Origin of the sequence: Catenuloplanes indicus (assembly GCF_030813715.1) — a bacterium.
In the GTDB taxonomy this organism is placed as follows: Bacteria; Actinomycetota; Actinomycetes; order Mycobacteriales; family Micromonosporaceae; genus Catenuloplanes; species Catenuloplanes indicus.
Window position 1 is genome coordinate 1006217 of the sequence record NZ_JAUSUZ010000001.1, and the last position, 19627, is coordinate 1025843.

Sequence of the window (19627 nt, forward strand, 5' to 3'; positions counted from 1 at the left end):
CCTTGTCGTTCAGAGGGGATAGTTCTCGAGCAGCCGCAGCCAGACCTCGCTGACCGTGGGGTATGCGGGGACCGCGTGCCAGAGCCGGTCCAGCGGGATCTCGCCGACGATCGCGATCGTGGCCGCGTGCAGCAGTTCGGCGACGTCCGAACCGGCGAGCGTGAAGCCGACGATGACGGACCGGTCCTCGTCGACGACCATGCGCGCGTGGCCGCGGTAGCCGTCCGCGTGCAGGGACGCGCCCGCGACCGCGCCGAGGTCGTAGTCGACGACCCGGGTCCGCAGGCCGGCCTCGGCCGCGGCGGCCGCGGTCAGGCCGACCGAGGCGATCTCCGGGTCGGTGAAGACCACCTGCGGTACGACGCCCGCGTCCACGTGCCGGACCGGTTTGCCGTGCGCGCGGGCCACGATCGCGTCGCCGGCCAGCCGCGCCTGGTACTTGCCCTGATGGGTGAGCAGCGCGCGCCCGTTGACGTCGCCGACCGCGTAGAGCCAGTCGTTCGCCCGCATCGTGTCGTCGACGGTGATGAACGCGCCGTCCTCGGTGTTCGGCGTGCGGCCGGTGGCGACCAGCACCTCGTCCGCGGCGACCACGGTGTCGTCGGCGAGCATGAGCTGCACCGTGCCGCCCGGGTCGCGGCGCGCGGCGGTGACCGCGGCGCCGAGCCGCACGGTCACGCCGGACTCGCGCAGCGACTCCACCACGCGCTCTCCGGCGAACGGCTCGAACCCGCCGAGCACGCCGGAGCGCGCCAGCAGCGTCACGGAGCTGCCCAGCGCGGCGAACGCGGTCGCCATCTCGGTCGCCACCACGCCGCCGCCGATGATCGCCAGCCGGCCGGGGACCGAGGTCGCGGCGGCCGCCTCCCGGCTGGTCCACGGCGAGATGTCCCGCAGCCCAGGGATGTCCGGGACGAACGCGCTGGTCCCGGTCGCGACGACGACGGCGTGCCGCGCGGTGAGGCGGTCGTCGCCGACCTGCACGACCCGGTCGGCGACGATCCGGCCGGTGCCCCGGTGCAGCGCGATCCCGGCCTGTTCCAGCCAGCCGACCTGGCCGTCGTCCGCCCAGTGCGCGGCGAACTCGTCCCGGCGGCGCAGCACCGCGGCCGGGTCCAGCTCGCCGACCGGCACGCCGGGGACGCTCAGCGCGGCCCGGCGTGCGGCCGCGCTGCGCAGGAGTGCCTTGGTGGGCATGCACGCCCAGTAGGAGCATTCGCCGCCGACCAGTTCGCGTTCGACGATCGCGGCGGTCAGGCCGCCCTTCACCGCGCGGTCGGCCACGTTCTCACCGGCCGGGCCGGCACCGATCACGACCACGTCGTACGTGTAAGCGTTCATGTCAGGACCTTTTCAGCCGGAACGCGGAGATGAGGAAGTACACGCCGCCGAGCAGCGCGTAGCCGGAGAGCGTGGTGAGCATCGGGTTCTCGGCGCCGAGCTGGAGCAGGAACGTGCCGCCGACGAGGACGGACTGGCCACCGCTGATGATCATCGGCCATTGACCGCCGAGCGCGCGCCGGCCGAGGCCGACGGCTAGCTGGATGGCACCGGCCGCGATGGCCCAGGCCCCCCAGACGCCGAGTACGGCCGGGATGCCGGAGGTGACCGCGACGGCCAGGCCCGCGGCGGTGAGCGTGCTGACCGCGACGTTCGCCCAGAGCGTCGGCGACGAGCCGTTCACGCGGAGGTCGACGATCGCGGCGCCGACGTCGAACAGCGGGTAGAGGACCAGCAGCGCGATGCTGACCGGGTTCAGGTCGGCGCCGGTGAGGAACAGCAGCACGGCCCAGGCCAGCGCGAACCCGGATCGGACGAAGTAGAGCTGTCGTAGCGTCACGCGACTCATCCCCAAAGAGGTAGAACGTTCGGTCTCGCAGAACTCTGGCACCGCGGCGCCGAAAATGCAAGACCGAACGTTCTATCCGCTACGATGGCGGCATGAGAGAGCCCAGGACCTCCGAAGCGCGCAACCGCCTCCTCGCGACCGCGACCCGGATCTTCTACACCGAGGGCATCCACTCGGTCGGCATCGACCGGATCGTGGCGGAGGCGCAGATCACCCGCGCCACGCTCTACCGCCACTTCCCCGGCAAGGAGGACCTGGTCGTCGCCTACCTGACCGAGGTCGACCAGGCCATCCGGGCGCAGGTGGAGAAGGTGTCCGCGGCCGGGCTGCCGCCGGTGGAGGCGGCACGGGCGATAGCGCGGGGCATCGCGGACGACATCCGCTCACCCGGGTTCCGCGGGTGCGCGTTCCTCAACGCGGCAACCGAGTACCCCGACCCGGCGCACCCGGTGCACCAGGTCGTCATGGCGCACCGGCAGTGGTTCGCGGACACCGTCGCGGAGCTGCTCGACGAGCCCGCGGCCCGCCGTTTCGTGCTGCTCCGCGACGGCGCGATGGCCTCCGGGTGCCTCACCGACCCGGCAGAGGTCGGCGCGACGTTCCTGCTCGGCGTGGAGGCACTACTGCGCGGCTAGCGCGTGCCGGCCGCCACCCACATGGTGAGCGTGACCAGGAACGTGCCGTCCGCGACCGCGCGGTCCAGGTCGGCGAGCCAGCCCGCGGCGCGGTCGGCCATGCCCACGCTCTCGAACATCTCCGGGCCGAACGGCATCACCGGCCGGGCCTCGTCCAGGTCCGTGAAGACCAGCGTGACCGGTTCGGTACGCACGTCGGTCAGGCCGGCCTCGACCAGGCGCCGCCGCAGCGTACGTCCGGACGGCGGGCTGACCACCGAGCGGAACTTGCCCTGCCACTCCGCGAACAGCTCCATCCCGCCGTCATGGAGGCGCTCCGGGGAGCCGTCCAGTTGCAGCGACTGCCAGTCGGTGTCGATCAGGCACAGCCGCCCGCCGGGCCGCAGCACCCGGGCCATCCCGGCGACCGCGCGGTCCGGGTCGGCCAGGTGCTGCAGCACCCGCTCGCTGCGCACACCGTCGAAGTGCCCGTCCGGGTACGGCAGGTCGTACACGTCGCCCACCTCGTACGTCACCCGGCTGCCGTCGTGCAGCCCGGCGGCCGTGGCGATCGCGTCCGCCGAGTGGTCGACGGCCGTCACCTCGGCGTCCGGCAGCAGCGCGGACAGTTCCCGGGCCACCTCACCGTTGCCGCAGCCGACGTCCAGCAGGCGGCCGCCACCGACCGCCCACATCGCCAGGCCGGTCGCCCGCACCCGCTGGATCGCCGACGACCCGGCCGCGGCGGAGAGGTAGTCGCGCAGCATCGCGGTCTGCGCCGTACCACTGAAATCCGAGATCGTGTCCATGATCGGCAGACGGCCGCCGGGCACCCGAGGTTCGACCGTGTGACCGATCTGTCCGATCCGGCCGCATGCTGATCCGCACCCCGGCACAGCCCGCCCCGGGCACAGCGCTCACCGCACGTCGCTCACCGAGACCCCGGCCGGTCCGAGCCGAGTGGGGGCGCCGGCCGGGCCGGGCCGAGGTCGATCAGGCTCTGGCCGGTGTCGCGCAGCATCTCCGCAGCCGGGCGCGCGGTGCAGCCCAGGTCGGCGTGCGCCAGGCGGCACCCTGGCCGAGCCGCAGCCCGGCATCCCCGTCGATACAGCCGCTAGCTGTTGCCGGTCAACGGCTCCAGCGGTACGCCGGGGTGCCGGGCCGCGACCGAACGCAGCCGGTACGGGTTCGGGAACAGGGCCAGCAGCGCGTCGTCCTGGGTGCGGCGGAGCACCTCCACGCCGGCTTCGGACTGCAGCGCGTCGCGGCCGTCGAGCGTGGTGCGGACGGCGAACTCGTACGGCAGCCGGTCGAGCGTGGTGCGCACGCCGAACTCGGCCGCGAGCCGGTGCGTCGCCACCTCGAACTGCATGGTGCCCACCGCGGCCAGCACCGGCGCCTGCTCGCCGCGCAGCTCGGAGCGCAGCACCTGGACCACGCCCTCGGCGTCGAGCTGCTCGATGCCGCGGCGGAACCGCTTGAACGTGGACGAGTCGACCGCGCGCACCACCGCGAAGTGCTCCGGCGGGAACGCCGGCAGCGCCGGGAAGCGCACCTTCGGGCCGGTGTGCAGCGTGTCGCCGATGCCCAGCGCGGTCGCGTTGACCAAACCGATCACGTCGCCGGGGTACGCCTCGTCGAGCGTGTCCCGGTCGCGGCCGAAGATCTGCTGGGCGTACTTCGTGGTGAACGGCCGGCCGGTGGTGCCGTGCGTGACGATCATGCCGCGGGTGAACCGGCCGGAGCAGACGCGCACGAACGCGACCTGGTCGCGGTGCGACGGGTCCATGTTCGCCTGGATCTTGAAGACGAAGCCGGAGAACTCCGAGTCCAGCGGCCGGCTGCCGCCGTCGGTGGTGGGCCGCGCGGCCGGCGCCGGGGCCAGCTCGACCAGGACGTCCAGCAGCTGCCGTACGCCGATGTTGGTCACCGCGGCGCCGAACAGCACCGGCGTGCTGCGCGCGGCCTGGAAGCTCTCCTCGTCGTGCTCGGCGCCGGAGAGCGTGAGCAGTTCCAGCTCCTCGATCGCGCCGGACCAGTCCCCGCCGTACCGTCGCGCCGCCTCTGCGGTGTCGAGGTGTTCCTCGATGGCGATCCCGGCGCCGCCCGGCGCGCGCTCGAACCGGATCATGCCGCCGGTGTCCCGGTCGACCAGCCCGTGGAAGTGGCCGGCGACGCCGACCGGCCAGTTCAGCGGCGTCGGGGTGAGCTGGATGCGCGACTCGATCTCGTCGAGCAGCGCGAGCGCGTCCTGGCCGGGCCGGTCCCACTTGTTGATGAACGTGATCACCGGGATCTGCCGCTGGCGGCACACCTCGAACAGCTTGAGCGTCTGCGGTTCCAGGCCCTTGGCCGCGTCGAGCAGCATGACCGCGCAGTCGACCGCGGTCAGCACCCGGTAGGTGTCCTCGGAGAAGTCCGCGTGGCCGGGCGTGTCCAGCAAGTTCACCACCACGTCGCGGTACGCGAACTGCAGCGCCGCGGACGTGATCGAAATGCCGCGGTCGCGCTCCATGGCCATCCAGTCGGACACGGTGCCGCGCCGCTCGCCCTTGCCGTGCACGGCGCCGGCCTGGCCGATGACCCGCGCGTGCAGCGCCAGCGCCTCGGTCAGCGTGGACTTGCCGGCGTCCGGATGGGAGATGACGGCGAACGTCCTGCGCCGGGCCGCCTCCCGCACGACCTCACGCGAGGTGACCGACACCGGGGCACTCAACTCATCGACCTCTTCCGGGGAGAACGCGTCATGACGGCTACCCGATCACCGTATCGCCACCCGCCCGGCGTGCCGCAACAGCGTACCTGCCTCGATGTTCGGGGCTTCGGAAGGTTCCGAAAGTTTCGGTAACCGGTTATCAGTGCCTTCGGTACCGAGCGTCGATCTGATGCCCCGGCCACGGGAATCACGGGCATTACTTCCGGACGATTACCGGAAATTGTTGCCAAGGTTACGGCTGTGATCCTACGATTGCCATCGATGGACATAAACGTCCATCGATGAGGAGGATGAAGGGACATGAACGACAGCTCCCCCGCACCGAGGGGTCGCCGTGGCCGCATCCGGATGTTCCTCGGCGCCGCCTGCGCCGCGGTGGTCACGATCTCCGGCCTGGCCCTGGCCGGCACCGCACACGCGGAGGCCGACCGGACGCTCACCTCGAACCAGACCGGCACGCACAACGGCTACTTCTTCTCGTTCTGGAAGGACAGCGGCAACGCCAGCATGACGCTGCGCGCCGACGGGCGCTATTCCAGCAGCTGGGACCGCAGCACCAACAACTGGGTCGGCGGCAAGGGCTGGGCCACCGGCAGCCGCCGCACCGTCACCTACTCGGGCACCTACAACCCCGGGAACAACAACACCTACCTCGCACTGTACGGATGGACGCGCAACCCGCTCATCGAGTACTACGTGGTGGAGAACTTCGGCAACTACAACCCGAGCAGCGGCGCGACCCGGTTCGGCACCGTCACCACCGACGGCGGCACGTACGACATCCTGCGCAGCCAGCGGGTCAACGCGCCCTGCATCGACGGCGACCGCTGCACGTTCTACCAGTTCTGGAGCGTACGCCAGCAGAAGCGCAGCAGCGGCACCATCACCACCGCGAACCACTTCGACGCGTGGGCGCGGGCCGGCCTGAACCTCGGCACGAACCACAGCTACCAGATCATGGCGACCGAGGGCTACCAGAGCCAGGGCAGCTCGGACATCACGGTCCGGGAGGGCACCGGCGGCGGCAACCCGACCACCGGGCCGACCACCCCCGGCAACCCGGGCGGCGGCAACTGCACCGCGACGCTGTCCGCCGGTGAGCAGTTCGGCGACCGGTTCAACCTGAACGTCGCGGTCAGCAACGCCAGCAACTGGACGGTCACGCTCGCGCTGAACGGCGGCCAGAGCATCCAGAACAGCTGGAACGCGGCGGTCACCGGCACCACCGGCACCGTCACCGCCCGGCCGAACGGCAACGGCAACAACTTCGGCGTGACGATCATGGCCAACGGCAACTGGACCTGGCCGACCATCACCTGCCGCACCGGCTGACCCACCACACCGGGGCGGCGGCAACGGCCGGGAGGACCCGCTGGGTCTTCCCGGCCGTTGCCGTCTCACCCCGCGATGATCCGGGCGACGCGGGCCGGGTCGGCGAGGTGCGGGAAGTGGCCGCCCGGCACGACCGTCACCGCCGCGTGCGGCGCATGCGCGTGCAGCCAGGCGAGGTAGCGCTCGGACGGCTCGCGGCCGGTCACCCAGTGGTAGCCGGTGCCGCGGGCCGCGATCGTGCGCAACCGTGCGGCCGCGTCCGCCTCGATCTCCGCGGCCGGGCGTTCGATGATCTCGGACCAGTAGCCGAGCAGCAGGTCCGGGCGCGGGTCGGTGGCAGTCTCGACCAGCGTGCGGGCCGCGTCCGGCAGCGACTCGACGCCCATGCCGGCCAGCATCCGGTCCCAGACCGTCCGCCAGTCCGGACCGCGCAGCACCGGCACGGCCGCCCGGACCGCGGTGCCGAACGGGCCGATGAGCAGCACCTGGTCGACGTTGACGACGCGGGAGACCGGGTGCACGGCGGCGTACGCGGTCGCGATCACCGCGCCCAGCGAGTGCCCGGCGACCACCGGGTTCACCAGGCCGGCCGCCTCGGCCCGCGCGTGGAGCACGTCGACGACCTCGCTCAGCGCGTAGGACGCCCGGCGGGGCGCGGCGCCGTGACCGGGCAGGTCCGGCGCGAGGACCCGGTGGCCCGGCGGGAGCGCGGCGCGCACCGGGTCCCAGGTGCGATGGTCGTAGGTCAGGCCGTGCAGCAGCAGAAGATCGGTCACGTACCGGACGGCGTTCCCCCGGGATGAACGACTCGTTCGTGGCGCCGGTCACACCAGCCAGCGGGCCGGGCCGCCCGGCGCCGGCTGGTAGCGCAGCCGGGCGCCGGTCCGCAGCGACGCGCGCAGGTGCAGCGCGACCAGCGGCGCGGCGGCGTCCAGCCGGGTCAGCACGGTGGACAGCGCGCGGGTCGCGTTGACCCGGGCGCGTTCGGCCTCCGCGCCGTGCCGCCGGGGCCGGCCGCCGGCACCGGTCGCGGCGCGCAGGTGCGCCATCAGCGCGGCCCGCTCGCGCGTCACGTCCTCGGCACCGGCCACGTCGCCGGTGCGGTCGGCCGCGTCGAGCCGGGCGTCCAGCTCCGCCAGCCGCTGCCGGTAGGCGGCCCGCGCGGCGGCGTCCAGCAGCGGGGCAGCCGGGGTCGCGCGCAGGCCGGCACCGCCGGCCACAAGATCAAGAGCCTCGATCTCCTGCCCGGGTACGGCGAGGAGCGCGCGCAGGTAGTGCAGTCCGCGCACGTCACGGAGTCGCACGGTGTCCGTGCCGGCGGCGAGAATCCAGTCCTCGCCGTCACGACCCAGCCGCCACTCCGCCCCGGCCGGGGCGGCCCCGGACTCCGCCGGCCGCCTTGCGAACGTCGCCGTCGCCGGCTGCTCTGCCGCCCGCCGTCGCTCCTTCGCCGCCGCCGGCCCGGATCCCACCGCCGGCCCGGATCCCACCGCCGGCCCGGCTCCCGCTGCCGGCCCGGCTCCCGCTGCCAGCCTGGCTCCCTCCGCCGGCCCGGCTCCTGCCGCCAGCCCTGATCCTGCAGCCAGCCCGGCTCCCGCCGCCGGCCCGGATCCGGGTGCCGGCACCCCGTACCGTGCGGTGGGTTGTGCGGTTTTTGGTGCCGGTGGTTTTCCGGGGTCAGGCCGCTCGTCGAGCGTCATGCCGAGGCGTCGTGCGAGGGAGCGGGCGCGGTCGCGGTCGCCGGGGCGCCGCCGGGCATGCAGCGTGCCGGCGAGCCAGGTCAGCGCGCCCAGGCGCTCCTCGTGCGCCACCGCGCGGTCGAAGTGCTCGAGCGCCTCCGTCTCCCGGCCGAGCCGCCGGGCGAGACGGCCGAGCAGGTCGTCGACCGGGCCGGTGATCGTGTTCGCGCAGCCCCAGACGACCAGCCGGCCCCGGTACGGCAGCAGCGCGTCGTACAGTGCCCGCACCGCCTCCGGCGGCCCGCCGCGCGCGGCCGTGAACGCCAGGTCCGCGACCGCGCCGAGCCAGCGCGGTCCGGTTCCGGTAAGGACCGCGGGCCGCAGGCGTTCCAGTTCCAGCAGTGCCTCGTCGTCGCGGCCGGCCGCGACCAGCACCCGGGCGACCGTGGCGCCGAAGAAGTGGCCGGGCAGCTGCCGGGCCAGCGCGCGCAGCGGCGCGATCTCCGGCTCCGGCCGGCCGTGCAGCATCGCCAGCTGGCCACGCAGCGACGCGGTCAGCCGGTCCGTGTCGGCGAGGCCCGCGCGGTGGCCGGCGCGCGCGACCTCGCCGGTCAGCTGCGCGGCGACCGCCAGCTCGCCGCGGGCCAGCGCGAACACGGCCTGCCGGGACAGCACGACCACCGCGGCCTCGGGGTCGCCGAGCAGCTCGCCGGTGCGGCCGTAGGTGACCAGCGCCGCCTCCGCCGCGTCCAGATCGCCCAGCTCGGCCAGCGCGGTGAACCGCCACAGCAGGCCGCGCAGCTCGATCTCCGCGTCTCCGGCGTGCCGGGCCAGCGTGACGATCTCCGCCGCGGACGTCAGCCGGTCCGCCGCGGCCGCCGGGTCCCAGAGTGCGTGCAGCCGCCCGTCGAGCGCCCGGGCCAGCGCGCGTGCGTCGCCGTCCGCGCGCGCGAGCGCCACCGCCTCGTCCACCAGCTCGCGGCGGCGGGCGGTGCTGGCCGGGTCGCCGAGCAGTTCCCGGGCCAGCCGGATGAGCACCCGGGACCGGACGGCGGCGGGCAGCGGGCGGGCGGCCGCGGTCTCCAGCAGGCGGATCAGCGCGACGTCCGGGATCAGGAAACCGGTCCGGGACGGCACTCGCAACGCCAGCTCCGCCACCGGGTCCCCGGGGCCGTCGCCGACCGTGGCGGCCAGCTCCCGCGCCGGGCCGGGACGGCCGCCGGTGACCAGCCAGATCGCGTGCACCACCTCGCGGCCGAGGTGGGGCAGCAGCGCGCCGAGCTCGTCGACGGAGAGCGGGCCGGTCCTCACCGGCCCAGCGTAGGCGGCCCCGGGCACGACCCGGCCACGGTGTCCGCGCCGCCGGGACGGCGATCCGGCCAGGACGGTGACGCGGCTGTAGCCGTGCTCGGGCCGGACGCCGCGCGGGTGCCGGCGCCGGGCCCGCGCACGCCGCGCCAGCCCGGCACCGTTCGTCAGCAGTAGAGATTGCCGCCGGCCGGAACCCCCAGGATGCCGGCGAAACGCTGCTACGCGGTGACCCGCGCCTGCACCAGATCCGGCCGCTTGCCGTCGCACTCCACCGCACCGTTGATGGTCCGCACGGTCTGGCCGAAGCCCGCCCCGCCGACCATGGCCTGGTGGCCGGTCATGCTGCCCGCGCCGGTCGAGGTCATCCAGAACCAGACGCCGGTCCGCCAGGCCACCGCCGCGTCCTGCTCGACCCGCCACGGGTTGTTCAGCAGATCGATCCCGAGCGCGTCCCCGGCCGCCTTGTAGTTGTAGTTCCAGGACAGCTGGACCGGCCCGCGCCCGTAGTATGCGGCGTGCCCCGCCGGGCAGCCGAACGGCCGGCCCCAGTCGCGTCCGCGGTGCCGGAGTTGGAGACGTCCATGCACTTCCCGGCGGTACGGATGGTGCCGTCGCCGGGAAGCGTCCACTGCTGGGTGGCGTCGCCGACGCACGCGTAGAGGTCGATCGCGGTGCCGTCGGCGGTGTTCCCGCCGGCCGCACCGATGCACTTCCCGGCCAGCCCGGTGATCTGCCCGGTCGCCGCCGCGGACGCGGGGTGCCCGGTTGCCGCCAGCAGTGCGGTGGCCGTGGCCAGGCTGAGCGCTGCCGCGAGCAGGGTCCTGCGAAGCTCAGAGACATCCATCCAAGGAGTCCCCGTCCTTGCCGAGGTCTGCGGAAGCAGCGCGCTTCTTGCATGCAACGCGGCGGACGTCGATCTGCAAAGATTTATAAACTTTCTTGATTATTTTCCGGCGCCGCGCCGGAGATCGGCCCGGATCAGGCTGTAGACCGCGTGGTCGGTGCGCCCGCCGGCGCGCAGGACCGCCGCGCTGCGCAGCACGCCCTCGGCGCGGAAGCCGGCCGACTCCGCCACCCGCAGCGACGGCGCGTTGCCGGCCGCCGCGCGCAGCACCACCCGCTCCAGGCCCACCTGCCGCAGCGCCCACTCCGCCACCGCCCGGGCGCCCTCCCCCGCGTACCCGTTGCCGCGCGCCCACGCGGCGGTCCAGTAATGGATCTCGGTGATCCCGTTGTCCCAGTCGGTGTCGAACAGCCCGACCAGCCCGGCCATCCGGTCCGCGCCACGCGGCCGCAGCGCGAACTCGACCCGGCCCGGGTCCTCCCGCCGGATCGCGGCACCGGTCGTGCACCACTCGATCGCGGTCGGCAGGTCGGCACCCGCGTACGGATACCCCACCGGCGCCCACCGGATGAACGACTCGTCCTGCCACGTCTCGTACACCTCGGCCGCGTCGCGCTCCTCGACCGGCCCGAGGACCAGCCGCTCACTGACGATGCCGGAGATCGAAAAGCCAGACACGCCACCACCCTAGTCCCGGCTCGCTTGCCGAACACTGATCGGTTGCTCATCGCCCCGGCGCAGACTCACTGCGGGCCGGCCGGACGGACCGGCCCACGCACGAAGGGAACAACAATGGATCTGCAGCTCACCGGGAAGTCCGCGTTCATCAGCGGCTCCAGTCAGGGCATCGGATACGCGATCGCGCGGACACTGGCCGGCGAGGGCGCCGACGTGATCCTCAACGGCCGCGACCCGGAGCGCCTCACCGCCGCCGTCGAGGCGCTCCGGCAGGAGGTGCCCGGCGCGTCCGTCACCGGCCTGCCGGCCGACTTCACCGACCCCGGCCAGGTCGACCGGCTCTGCGCCGAGATCCCCGACGTCGACATCCTGATCAACAACGTCGGCCTGTTCGAACTCAAGGAGTTCGCGCAGATCACGGACGCGGAATGGCGAACATACTTCGACGTCAACGTGCTCAGCGGCGTCCGTCTGTCCCGGCGCCTGCTCCCGGCGATGCTGGACCGCGGATGGGGCCGAATCATCTTCGTCAGCAGCGAGTCCGGCGTCAACGTCCCGGCCGACATGATCCACTACGGCACCACCAAGACCGCGATGCTCTCGGTCGGCAACGGCCTGGCCAAACTCACCAAGGGCACCGCCGTCACCGTCAACTCGGTCCTGGGCGGCCCCACCTACTCCGATGGCGTGGCCGGCACGGTCCGCGGCCTCGCCGACGCGCAGTCCATCCCCGAGGAGACGATGAAGGCCGCGATCATCGCGACGAACCAGACCTCCCTGCTGGGCCGTTTCATCGAGCCACGCGAGATCGCCGACACGGTCACCTTCCTGTCCAGCCCCGCCGCGTCCGCGATCAACGGCTCCGCGGTCCGGGTCGACGGCGGCGTCCTCACCACGGTGCTGTAACCGCCAACCCCAACCCGGCAATTGCTTTTCCCGCTTCCGGCGTGGCCGGTTCCCGCACGCTCCCGCGGGCACCGGTCCAATGCCACTCAGCTTATTTTGATCTTGAAGCGGACCTGGGTGGGGCCGCGAGTCTTGTGGCCGGCGCGGATGCCGTCCCGTGCGGTGCGGCGGGCCGGGAGCGGTCACGGTGGGTGTTTTGTGAAAATCCAGGTCAGGGCCCGTGATCAACTTAAGGTAAGTGGGGTGCCGGTGTCGCCGGCGCTCCTGCCCGCCGGTCGCGCCTCAACACCGGCAGGGCATACCCACCCTGCCCGCGATCCACGTGCTTCGCACGCGACCGGCCCTGGGCCGATACCGGCAGCGCGTGCTCGCACTGCCGGTGGTCGCGCGTGTTTCGCACGCCTCCGGTCCCGCATCAACGCCGGCGGTGCACCCCGCGCTGTTGGTGTTGCGCGTGCTTCACTCGCCATCGCGGGCGGGGTCAATGCCCGGGATGATCTTCCATCCGTGCGGGATCGAAGATCCAGATGTCGTGGTGGCCGCTTCGCCGGGATAGAAGCGGTCACCAACGGCATACAGATCTTGCACCGCACCACCGAGCCGGCGACCGACGCACCCCACGCTCGAAATATCGCACTATTGGGGACGAGGTGCTCGGCGGCTCTCCGCCGGCCCGGCGCGAACACGGCGCCCTCAGCCGGGAAGGCGGGATTCCCGCGGACACGGACACCCGAAGCCAGCACCAGATATGCCAATATTTCGGACGCGGACTTCGCGCGTGCTCCGAAGCAGTCACTGCGCAGCGCCGCGCCGCGCGGCCCGACGCCGCGCTTCGCGCGTTCGTGTGCTGCCCGGCACGCCCGTGCCGGGCCGGATCGCGCCTCCGGGCCGGATCGCGCCTTGGCGCCGAATCGGCGTTCCAGGCCGGATCGGGTGTCCGGGCCGGATCGAGCTCCCAGGCCGGCCGGGTGCCCGGGTGGTACGGTCCGGGCGGTGATCGACTCGCCGCTGTTCACCGCCGCCCACGCCGGAGATCTCGACACGGTACGGGCGCTGGTCGCCGGCGGTGCCACGCTGGAGCAGCGCGACTCGCGGGGGCGCACGGCGCTGGCCGCGGCCGCGATCGGCGGGCACCCGGAGGTGGTCGCTTTCCTGCTGGCGGCCGAGGCGGACCCGCTCGCCCGGGACAACCAGCGGCGCGTTCCGCTCGACCACGCGTCGACCGCGGACGTCGCGCGACTGCTGCCCGGCGCGGACGGTGCCGCCGGCCTGCACGGTCACGTCACGTCCGGGCGGGACGAGGTGGTGGCGGTGCTGCTGGACCGCGGCGCGGACCCGCACCTGCGCGACGCCCACGGCAAGTCCGCGCTGCACCACGCGCGTACCCCGGCCATGGTCCGGATGCTGGTGGCCGCGGGGGCCTCGCCGCACGCGGTCGACCGGGAAGGGCTTACGCCGCTGCACCACGCGCCGGACGTGGCGACCGCGCGCGCCCTGCTGGCCGCCGGTGCGGACCCGCACGCGACCGATCCGCGCGGGCGCACTCCGCTGCACACCGCCGCAGACGCGGACCTGATCGCGGTGCTGCTCGGCGCGGAAGTCCCGGTCGACGTGCCGGACGGCCGGGGCTGGACGCCGCTGGCGCACCGGGCCTACTTCACGTACGCCCATCCGCAGTCCGCGGACGAGGCCGTCCGGGTGATCCAGGTCCTGATCGACGCGGGCGCGGACGTGACCCGCCGGGACGCGGACGGGATCGCGCCGATCCACCGGCTGCGGCGGCACCCGGGCGTGCTGGCCGACGCCCCGGAGCGGGCCGCGATCCGGCGGCGGCAGCGCGCGGTGGCCGAGCCGTCGGTGCATCCCGGGCTGGTCCGCCGAGTCTCGCCGGAGCGGGCGATCGGCCTGCCGCAGCACCGCGCGGCCGTGCACCCCGGCGGCGCCGAGGCGGTCACCGCGGGGCCGGACGGCATCCTGGTCCGCTGGTCGCTGCGCGGTGCCGCGCCGCGTCCGGCCGAGGTGACCGCGACCGACCGGCCGCCGTTCGCGGCGCTCGCGGTCTCCCCGGACGGCACGCTGCTCGCGCTGGCCGGTGGCGAGAGCCAGCCGCTGGAGATTCGCCGCTGGGACCGGCTGGACGAGGTCGTCGCCGTCGTCGACGAGTTGCCGTCCTGCGAGTCGGTGTCGTTCTCGCCGGACGGCCGGCTGATCGCGGCCGGCTGGTGGTCGCCCGGCGGCGGACACGGACTCGCGGTGGTCGCGCACGCCGGCCCGCGGGTGACCTACGGCGACGCGTACGCCCACGGGGTCGACGGCCTGGTCTTCGCGCCGGACGGCCGCCTGGTGGTGTCCTGGCTCGGCGACGAGACGGAGCTCGCGCTGCTCGGCCCGGACCTGGACGACGCCGACGAGGTCACCTTCGAGGGCATCGCCTGCCAGGTCGAGGCGCTGTCCTTCGCCCCGGACGGCCGGCGGCTCGCGGTCTGCGGTGCCGCGCCGTCCGACGCGCGCACCTCGGCCGCGGAGCCCGGCATGATCGTGGTCTTCGACGCGGACTCCCGCCGGCCGGTCTGGCGGCTCACCGTCGACCAGCGGGTCAAGCAGCAGCTGCAAGCCTGGCACGACACGGTCAAGCCGCTCTCGGTCTGCTTCACGCCCGACGGCCGGCGCGTGGTGGCCGGCCTGACCGCCGGGCTGCTGGTCCTCGACGCGGACACCGGCGCGGTCGTGCACGCCCGCCCCTGGTGGCCGAGGAACGTCACCTCCGTGCACGCGGCCGACTCGTCCTCGGTCCTGGTCACCAACCCGGAGGGATTCCACCGCGTCGTCCTCCCGGCCGGCTGACCGTCGTCCTCCCGGCGCCGGCTGACCAGCGTGTGCCCGACGCCGGCTGACCGGCGTGCTCGCGCCGCCGGGTGGGGCGGTCAGCCGGCCGTGCGGCGGTCGCGGCGGCCGGCGAGCGGGATCAGCACGCCGATCGCGATCATCGCGGTGCCGCCCAGCCAGCTGAGCAGCACGTCCTCACTCAGCACCTCGTCGACCTTGCGGGCGGACCCGGGGTCACCCGGCAGATAGGACACCTCGACCCGCTCCCCGACGGTCGGCTCGAACGTCTCCTCCTCCGGGTCGGTGAACCGGTGCGTGGCACCGGCGGCGTCCTGGAACTCGTAGATCGTCCGCCACCGGGTGCCCTCGTCGTGGATGACCTGCACCTCGACGATTCGGCCGGGCGCGCGCAGACCGCCCTTGTGCGGCAGCCCCTGCGCGAACATCGCGACACCGATCCCGATGAACACCAGACCGCCGAGCACCATGAACACGATCGCGCCGGTCCCCACCCGCTTCTCACCAGTCATACCGTCGATGATCGGGGACGGCTGCCACTCCGGTCTCAGCGGACCTGGCGGGCGGTGAACTGCATGCGCGGCGTGGCGTAGAAGTCCTGCGCCTCGATCAGCTGGAGCTCGCGTTCGCCGGACCGGTAGGTGGTCTCGATCAGGTCGAAGACGCTGGAGGCGGTGCGTTCCAGCGACACCGCGGCGTCCCGGGTGGCGACGTAGTGCGCGGTGAACAGCGCGGCCGTCACGTCGCCGGAACCGTTGGCCTTGAACGGCAGGTGCGGGGTGGTCACCAGCCAGGCGCCGGTGTCGTCGACGACCAGCATCTCGATGGTGCCCTCGGCCCGGTCCGGGCGCTCCACGCTGGTGACCAGCACGGTGGACGGGCCCATGGCGCGGGCCAGGTCGGCCGAGGCCAGCGTGGACTCGACGCTCGCCGGGTCGGTACCGGTCAGGAAGCCGAGCTCGAACTGGTTCGGCGTGATGATGTCGGCGACCGGTACCACCCGGTCGCGCAGCAGCGCGGGGATCTCCGGCGCGACGAAGCACCCCGACTTGGCGTTGCCCATGACCGGGTCGCAGGCGTAGAGCGCGGCCGGGTTCGCGGCCTTCACCCGGCGCACGGCGTCGACGATGACGTCACCGATGCCGACGCCGCCCTGGTAGCCGGAGAGCACGGCGTCGATCCGCGGGAAGATGCCGCGCTCCTCCACGCCGAGAATGATCTCGGCCACGTCCGCCGGTGCGATGAGCGGCCCGCGCCAGGCGCCGTACCCGGTGTGGTTGGAGAAGTTCACCGTCGGCACCGGGACGACCTCGACACCGATGCGCTGCAACGGGAACACCGCCGCGGAGTTGCCGACGTGGCCGTGGGCGACCGCCGACTGGATGGACATGACTCGCATAGCCGCAGCTTAGTTCGCCCTCCACGACCACGGCGCCGCCCGGTGCGTCTACCGTTTCCCCAGCGCGATCACCATCACCGGAAGGAACCGTCGCCGTGCCCGCATCCGCCCAGAGCTACCTGACGACCATCGAGACCAGGACCGGCCGTACGCCGCGCCAGTTGCTCGACGACCTCGACGCCGCCGGCCTCGGCGGGCCGGACACCAAGGCCGGCGAGATCGTCGCCTGGCTCAAGTCCGAGCATGGGCTGGGCCACGGCCACGCGATGACGATGGCACAGGTATCCCGGCACCGGGAGTCCGTCGACATCAGGAACGAGGGCACCACGCCGCCCCCGCCGGGCAGCATCGGGCGCCTCTGGCTCGACGGCAAGGACACCGACCCGGGTAACCAGTGACCGGCCGGCCGGGCACCCGGGTGCCGGTCATGCCCGGGCGGCGTGCTCCGGTGCGTCCGGGTCGCCCTCGAGCCAGCTGACGTGCTGGGTGACGCGGGAGATCCGCCAGCCGTCCGCGGTACGTACCACCGCGTGCTCGTAGGAGCCGCGCATCAGGTAGCGGCCGCCGCCGGCCAGGTGGTGCTGGGCGTACATGTACGAGTGGCAGACCGCGGTGTCCGGGTCGGTCTCGTCGAAGACGACCCGGTGGTTCGGGCTGATGTGCTGGCGGGCGGTCCAGCGCTCGAGCGCGCCGGACGCGAACCCGACGAAGTCGGCGCGGGGAAGGTCGGCCGCCGGCATGCCCGCCGCGGAGAAGTCGATGTGGACCGGGTCGGTCAGGATCGCGGCGAAGCCGGCCCAGTCCGCGTCGTCGATGGCGACGGCGTACGCCCGATCCGGGTGCGCTACGAACTCACCGCGCGCGGCGCCGCGATCCGCCCGGCGCTCGGCGAGCTGGCCCGCTGGGCGCAGGAGCACCGGGAGCCGGTGACCGGGCCGGAAGGTGCCACACCCTGACACCATTCACGGGGAGCCTCGTCGAGGTGCGCGGTCACGCCGCGCACCTCGACGACCGAAAGGCACTCCTGTGCGTATGCGCACCCTCGGCGGCACCGGCATCCAGGTCAGCCCGTTCTGCCTGGGCACCATGAAGTTCGGCCCGTACGGCAATCCCGACCCGGCACGTCCGGCCTCCCGGCCACGGAGATCGTCGAGGCGCAGTGGCTGGCCGAGCGCCGCGGGCTGGCCCGGTTCCGCACCGAGCAGCCGCACTACTCGATCCTGCACCGCGGCATCGAACGGGACGTGCTGCCGACCTGCCGGCGGTACGGGCTGGGCACGCTGATCTGGAGCCCGCTCGCGGGTGGCCTGCTCACCGGGCGCTTCCGGCCCGGCGGCGAACCGGTCTCCGCGAACAGCCTGCGCTGGCTGCCCCGGCACATGAGCGACCGGCGCAAACACGACGCGATCGAGCGGCTGGTCCCGATCGCCGAGCAGGCCGGCCTGTCCCTCACCCACCTCGCGCTCGCGTTCGTCGTCGGCCACCCCGGCGTCACCTCCGCGATCATCGGCCCGCGCACCATGGAGCACCTGGACGACCTGCTCGCCGGCGCCGGCACCACGCTCGGCGACGACGTGCTGGACCGGATCGACGAGGTGGTGGCACCCGGCACCGACCTGGGCGCGATGGACGTCGCACACGTCCCGGCGGCGCTCACCGACCCGGCCCTGCGCCGCCGTCGCGACGCCGCCTAGAGCGTCAGCACCACCGTGGAGATGCTGCGGGCCGGGACGCTGACCGTGACCTGGGCGCCGTTGACGGCGACGGCCTGGCTCGCCGCATCGGCGTTCTGCGCCGTGAGGTAGTGCTCGGCCTTCGTGACGCTCCCCGGGGCCTGGACGACGGCGTTGTTCACCGCACTGCCCGACCGGTTCAGCATGACCAGGGTGACCTTGCCGTCACCCTGGTAGGCGGTGATCTCCAGCGGGGACGCCTTGGAGCCCTTCGTCAGCGCGATCCGCTGGTAACCGGGGCGCACGTACTTGGCGTACTGCGAGAACGCATAGCCGCGCTTGAGCGGCACGCCGGCCTGGGTGCCGAAGGCGGGCTCCCCGTCGCCGATGAAGGAGTAGTAACGCTTGCCGTACCACCAGACGTAGGCGGACCAGTTCGACTCCATCGACAGGTGCACGGTGCGCATGACGTCGTCCAGCGTCTCGTCCCAGACCGCCTGGTTCGCCGGGTTGCCCCAGATGCTGGAGCCGTTGCCGTCCGCCTCGTGGTGGTTCCACTCGGTCATCCAGACCGGCTTGCCGTGCTGGGCGGCCAGCGGATACGGCTTGAGCCGGCCGGACGCCTCGGTGCCGTACAGGTGGCCGCCGATGTAGCCGATGGTGTTGCGCGCGGTGGCGTCGTTGAGCGTCGGGTCGGTGTAGCCGTAGTTCAGGTTGACCGCCTCGGCGACCATCAGCCGGGTGTTCTGGATCTTCGCACCCTGGGTCCGGAGGAAGTCGCGCAGTTCGGCGCCGCTCCAGTCCATCGAGTCGTAGTCCGGGTGCCAGTCCGGCTCGTTCTGCACCGAGGTGACGTCGACGGTCACGCCCTGGCCGCGCATGTACTGGACGTAGTTGTTGAGGTGGCCGGCATAGTCGTCGTAGTAGTCGGTGCGCAGCTTGCCGCCGTTGATCCGGCTGTTGTTCGTCTTCCAGGCCGCCGGCGCGGTCCACGGCGAGGCGAGGATCTTCACACCCGGCGCGTACGACTTCGCGGTCCGCAGCGCGTTGACCTGAGCCGGCCACTCGCCGGAGACCGGAGAGACCCCGGTTCGCACGATCGACAGGCCCAGCTGGTTCGGCCCGGTCCCGACCAGGGTCTGCGTCTCCGCCGTCGACCAGGCGCTCCCCCAGATCGACACCGCGGCGCCGAATCCGTCGACGGTCTGGTAGCGGGTCGCGGTGTTGACGGTGATGTCCGGGTTGCCGGCGGGCGGCGTGGACGGCGAGGCGGAGGCGGTCGGGGTCGGCGTGGTGCGCCCGGTGCACGCCACGCCGTTGAGGGCGAACGCGGCCGGCACCGGGTTGCTGCCGGTCCAGGCGCCGTTGAAGCCGAAGGTGGCGGTGCCGTCGGTGGAGATCGCGCCGTTGTATGCGGCATTGCGCGCGGTGACCGCGGCGCCGGACTGGGTGACCGTGGCGTTCCAGGCAGAGGTCACGGTCTGGCCCGCGCCGTAGGACCAGGTGAGCGACCAGCTGGTCAGGGGATCACCGAGGTTGGTGACGGCGACCTCCGCGCCGAAGCCGCCCTGCCACTGCGACGACACCGAATATGTCACCGAGCAGCCGGTCGCCGCCGCTCCCGCGGGCATCGCCACCGCGACCGCCGTCGTCAGTATGAGACCGGCCGACGCCACCGCGGCGCCGAACGTCCTGGACCTTCGCATGAGATTTCTCCTGACGGTCGAATTCCGTCAGATGTAACACAACACAATCACACATTTCAATGGATTGACACGCGGA

At 73.0% G+C, this 19627-nt stretch carries 19 protein-coding genes and 1 pseudogene; 7 read left to right on the top strand and 13 right to left on the bottom strand.

Annotated elements, in window-relative coordinates; translation table 11 throughout:
• Positions 1-9 precede the first annotated feature (9 nt).
• Positions 10-1341, bottom strand: a complete 1332-nt coding sequence (locus J2S42_RS04850) for a dihydrolipoyl dehydrogenase family protein (protein ID WP_307235606.1) — start codon at positions 1339-1341, stop codon at positions 10-12.
• 1 nt (position 1342) lies between these two features.
• Positions 1343-1849: a hypothetical protein gene (locus J2S42_RS04855; RefSeq protein WP_307235608.1), complete on the bottom strand. Its 507-nt coding sequence runs from the start codon at positions 1847-1849 to the stop codon at positions 1343-1345.
• A 92-nt stretch (positions 1850-1941) separates the two neighbouring features.
• On the opposite strand from J2S42_RS04855, the gene J2S42_RS04860 reads away from it, so the two are divergent.
• The gene (locus tag J2S42_RS04860) at positions 1942-2484 is read left to right on the top strand and encodes a TetR/AcrR family transcriptional regulator (RefSeq protein ID WP_307235610.1); all 543 of its coding nucleotides are present in this window, start codon (positions 1942-1944) and stop codon (positions 2482-2484) included.
• Here J2S42_RS04860 and J2S42_RS04865 read toward each other — a convergent pair.
• Both J2S42_RS04865 and J2S42_RS04870 read right to left on the bottom strand, forming a co-directional pair.
• Entirely contained in the window at positions 2481-3272 is a 792-nt protein-coding gene (locus tag J2S42_RS04865; RefSeq protein WP_307235612.1) for a methyltransferase domain-containing protein, read from the bottom strand. The genes J2S42_RS04860 and J2S42_RS04865 overlap by 4 nt on opposite strands.
• Before the next feature lie 305 nt (positions 3273-3577).
• On the bottom strand, positions 3578-5179 hold the full coding sequence (locus J2S42_RS04870) for a peptide chain release factor 3 (protein WP_307235614.1): 1602 nt from the start codon (positions 5177-5179) through the stop codon (positions 3578-3580).
• Between the two features lie 300 nt (positions 5180-5479).
• On the opposite strand from J2S42_RS04870, the gene J2S42_RS04875 reads away from it, so the two are divergent.
• Positions 5480-6511 carry a glycoside hydrolase family 11 protein gene (locus J2S42_RS04875; protein WP_307235616.1) on the top strand — a complete coding sequence of 344 codons (1032 nt, stop codon included), beginning with the start codon at positions 5480-5482 and terminating at the stop codon, positions 6509-6511.
• 65 nt (positions 6512-6576) lie between these two features.
• Here J2S42_RS04875 and J2S42_RS04880 read toward each other — a convergent pair whose 3' ends face one another.
• The 5 genes and pseudogenes from J2S42_RS04880 to J2S42_RS04895 form a co-directional block, all read right to left on the bottom strand.
• Positions 6577-7287: an alpha/beta fold hydrolase gene (locus J2S42_RS04880; protein WP_307235618.1), complete on the bottom strand. Its 711-nt coding sequence runs from the start codon at positions 7285-7287 to the stop codon at positions 6577-6579.
• 48 nt (positions 7288-7335) lie between these two features.
• Entirely contained in the window at positions 7336-9501 is a 2166-nt protein-coding gene (locus tag J2S42_RS04885; protein ID WP_307235620.1) for a hypothetical protein, read from the bottom strand.
• Positions 9502-9719: 218 nt separating this feature from the next.
• Positions 9720-10088 (bottom strand): chitinase, encoded by a 369-nt coding sequence (locus J2S42_RS04890; protein ID WP_307235622.1) that lies wholly within the window; start codon positions 10086-10088, stop codon positions 9720-9722.
• A 20-nt stretch (positions 10089-10108) separates the two neighbouring features.
• Positions 10109-10345, bottom strand: a pseudogene (locus tag J2S42_RS41870) (RICIN domain-containing protein); the annotation flags it as partial.
• A gap of 99 nt (positions 10346-10444) precedes the next feature.
• Positions 10445-11023: a GNAT family N-acetyltransferase gene (locus tag J2S42_RS04895; protein WP_307235624.1), complete on the bottom strand. Its 579-nt coding sequence runs from the start codon at positions 11021-11023 to the stop codon at positions 10445-10447.
• Between the two features lie 114 nt (positions 11024-11137).
• Here J2S42_RS04895 and J2S42_RS04900 point away from each other — a divergent pair, with 114 nt between their 5' ends.
• Both J2S42_RS04900 and J2S42_RS04905 read left to right on the top strand, forming a co-directional pair.
• Positions 11138-11929, top strand: a complete 792-nt coding sequence (locus tag J2S42_RS04900; protein ID WP_307235626.1) for an SDR family NAD(P)-dependent oxidoreductase — start codon at positions 11138-11140, stop codon at positions 11927-11929.
• A gap of 993 nt (positions 11930-12922) precedes the next feature.
• Positions 12923-14773 carry an ankyrin repeat domain-containing protein gene (locus tag J2S42_RS04905; RefSeq protein WP_307235629.1) on the top strand — a complete coding sequence of 617 codons (1851 nt, stop codon included), beginning with the start codon at positions 12923-12925 and terminating at the stop codon, positions 14771-14773.
• 80 nt (positions 14774-14853) lie between these two features.
• Here J2S42_RS04905 and J2S42_RS04910 read toward each other — a convergent pair whose 3' ends face one another.
• Positions 14854-15285, bottom strand: coding sequence for a DUF3592 domain-containing protein (locus J2S42_RS04910; RefSeq protein WP_307235631.1), 432 nt, complete (start codon positions 15283-15285; stop codon positions 14854-14856).
• Positions 15286-15320: 35 nt separating this feature from the next.
• Positions 15321-16172, bottom strand: coding sequence for a pyridoxal kinase PdxY (gene pdxY / locus J2S42_RS04915; protein ID WP_307235632.1), 852 nt, complete (start codon positions 16170-16172; stop codon positions 15321-15323).
• A gap of 95 nt (positions 16173-16267) precedes the next feature.
• Here pdxY and J2S42_RS04920 point away from each other — a divergent pair, with 95 nt between their 5' ends.
• On the top strand, positions 16268-16570 hold the full coding sequence (locus J2S42_RS04920) for a DUF4287 domain-containing protein (protein ID WP_307235634.1): 303 nt from the start codon (positions 16268-16270) through the stop codon (positions 16568-16570).
• A 27-nt stretch (positions 16571-16597) separates the two neighbouring features.
• Here J2S42_RS04920 and J2S42_RS04925 read toward each other — a convergent pair whose 3' ends face one another.
• Complete coding sequence (locus J2S42_RS04925; RefSeq protein ID WP_370879368.1) at positions 16598-17083, bottom strand: nuclear transport factor 2 family protein; 486 nt, start codon at positions 17081-17083, stop codon at positions 16598-16600.
• Here J2S42_RS04925 and J2S42_RS41875 point away from each other — a divergent pair.
• Both J2S42_RS41875 and J2S42_RS04930 read left to right on the top strand, forming a co-directional pair.
• Positions 17045-17128 (top strand): hypothetical protein, encoded by an 84-nt coding sequence (locus J2S42_RS41875; protein WP_370879369.1) that lies wholly within the window; start codon positions 17045-17047, stop codon positions 17126-17128. The two genes, J2S42_RS04925 and J2S42_RS41875, sit on opposite strands and share 39 nt — an antisense overlap.
• Before the next feature lie 117 nt (positions 17129-17245).
• On the top strand, positions 17246-17866 hold the full coding sequence (locus J2S42_RS04930; RefSeq protein WP_370879370.1) for an aldo/keto reductase: 621 nt from the start codon (positions 17246-17248) through the stop codon (positions 17864-17866).
• On the opposite strand, the gene J2S42_RS04935 is transcribed toward J2S42_RS04930, so the two are convergent.
• Positions 17863-19551, bottom strand: coding sequence for a cellulose binding domain-containing protein (locus tag J2S42_RS04935; protein ID WP_307235638.1), 1689 nt, complete (start codon positions 19549-19551; stop codon positions 17863-17865). The two genes, J2S42_RS04930 and J2S42_RS04935, sit on opposite strands and share 4 nt — an antisense overlap.
• Positions 19552-19627: the final 76 nt, after the last annotated feature.

Bases quoted from the DNA above. Each gene is read 5' to 3' on its own strand.
- J2S42_RS04850 (WP_307235606.1), bottom strand. From the start codon at position 1,341: ATGAACGCTTACACGTACGACGTGGTCGTGATCGGTGCCGGCCCGGCC.
- J2S42_RS04855 (WP_307235608.1), bottom strand. From the start codon at position 1,849: ATGAGTCGCGTGACGCTACGACAGCTCTACTTCGTCCGATCCGGGTTC.
- J2S42_RS04860 (WP_307235610.1), top strand. From the start codon at position 1,942: ATGAGAGAGCCCAGGACCTCCGAAGCGCGCAACCGCCTCCTCGCGACC.
- J2S42_RS04865 (WP_307235612.1), bottom strand. From the start codon at position 3,272: ATGGACACGATCTCGGATTTCAGTGGTACGGCGCAGACCGCGATGCTG.
- J2S42_RS04875 (WP_307235616.1), top strand. From the start codon at position 5,480: ATGAACGACAGCTCCCCCGCACCGAGGGGTCGCCGTGGCCGCATCCGG.
- J2S42_RS04900 (WP_307235626.1), top strand. From the start codon at position 11,138: ATGGATCTGCAGCTCACCGGGAAGTCCGCGTTCATCAGCGGCTCCAGT.
- J2S42_RS04910 (WP_307235631.1), bottom strand. From the start codon at position 15,285: ATGACTGGTGAGAAGCGGGTGGGGACCGGCGCGATCGTGTTCATGGTG.
- pdxY (WP_307235632.1), bottom strand. From the start codon at position 16,172: ATGCGAGTCATGTCCATCCAGTCGGCGGTCGCCCACGGCCACGTCGGC.
- J2S42_RS04935 (WP_307235638.1), bottom strand. From the start codon at position 19,551: ATGCGAAGGTCCAGGACGTTCGGCGCCGCGGTGGCGTCGGCCGGTCTC.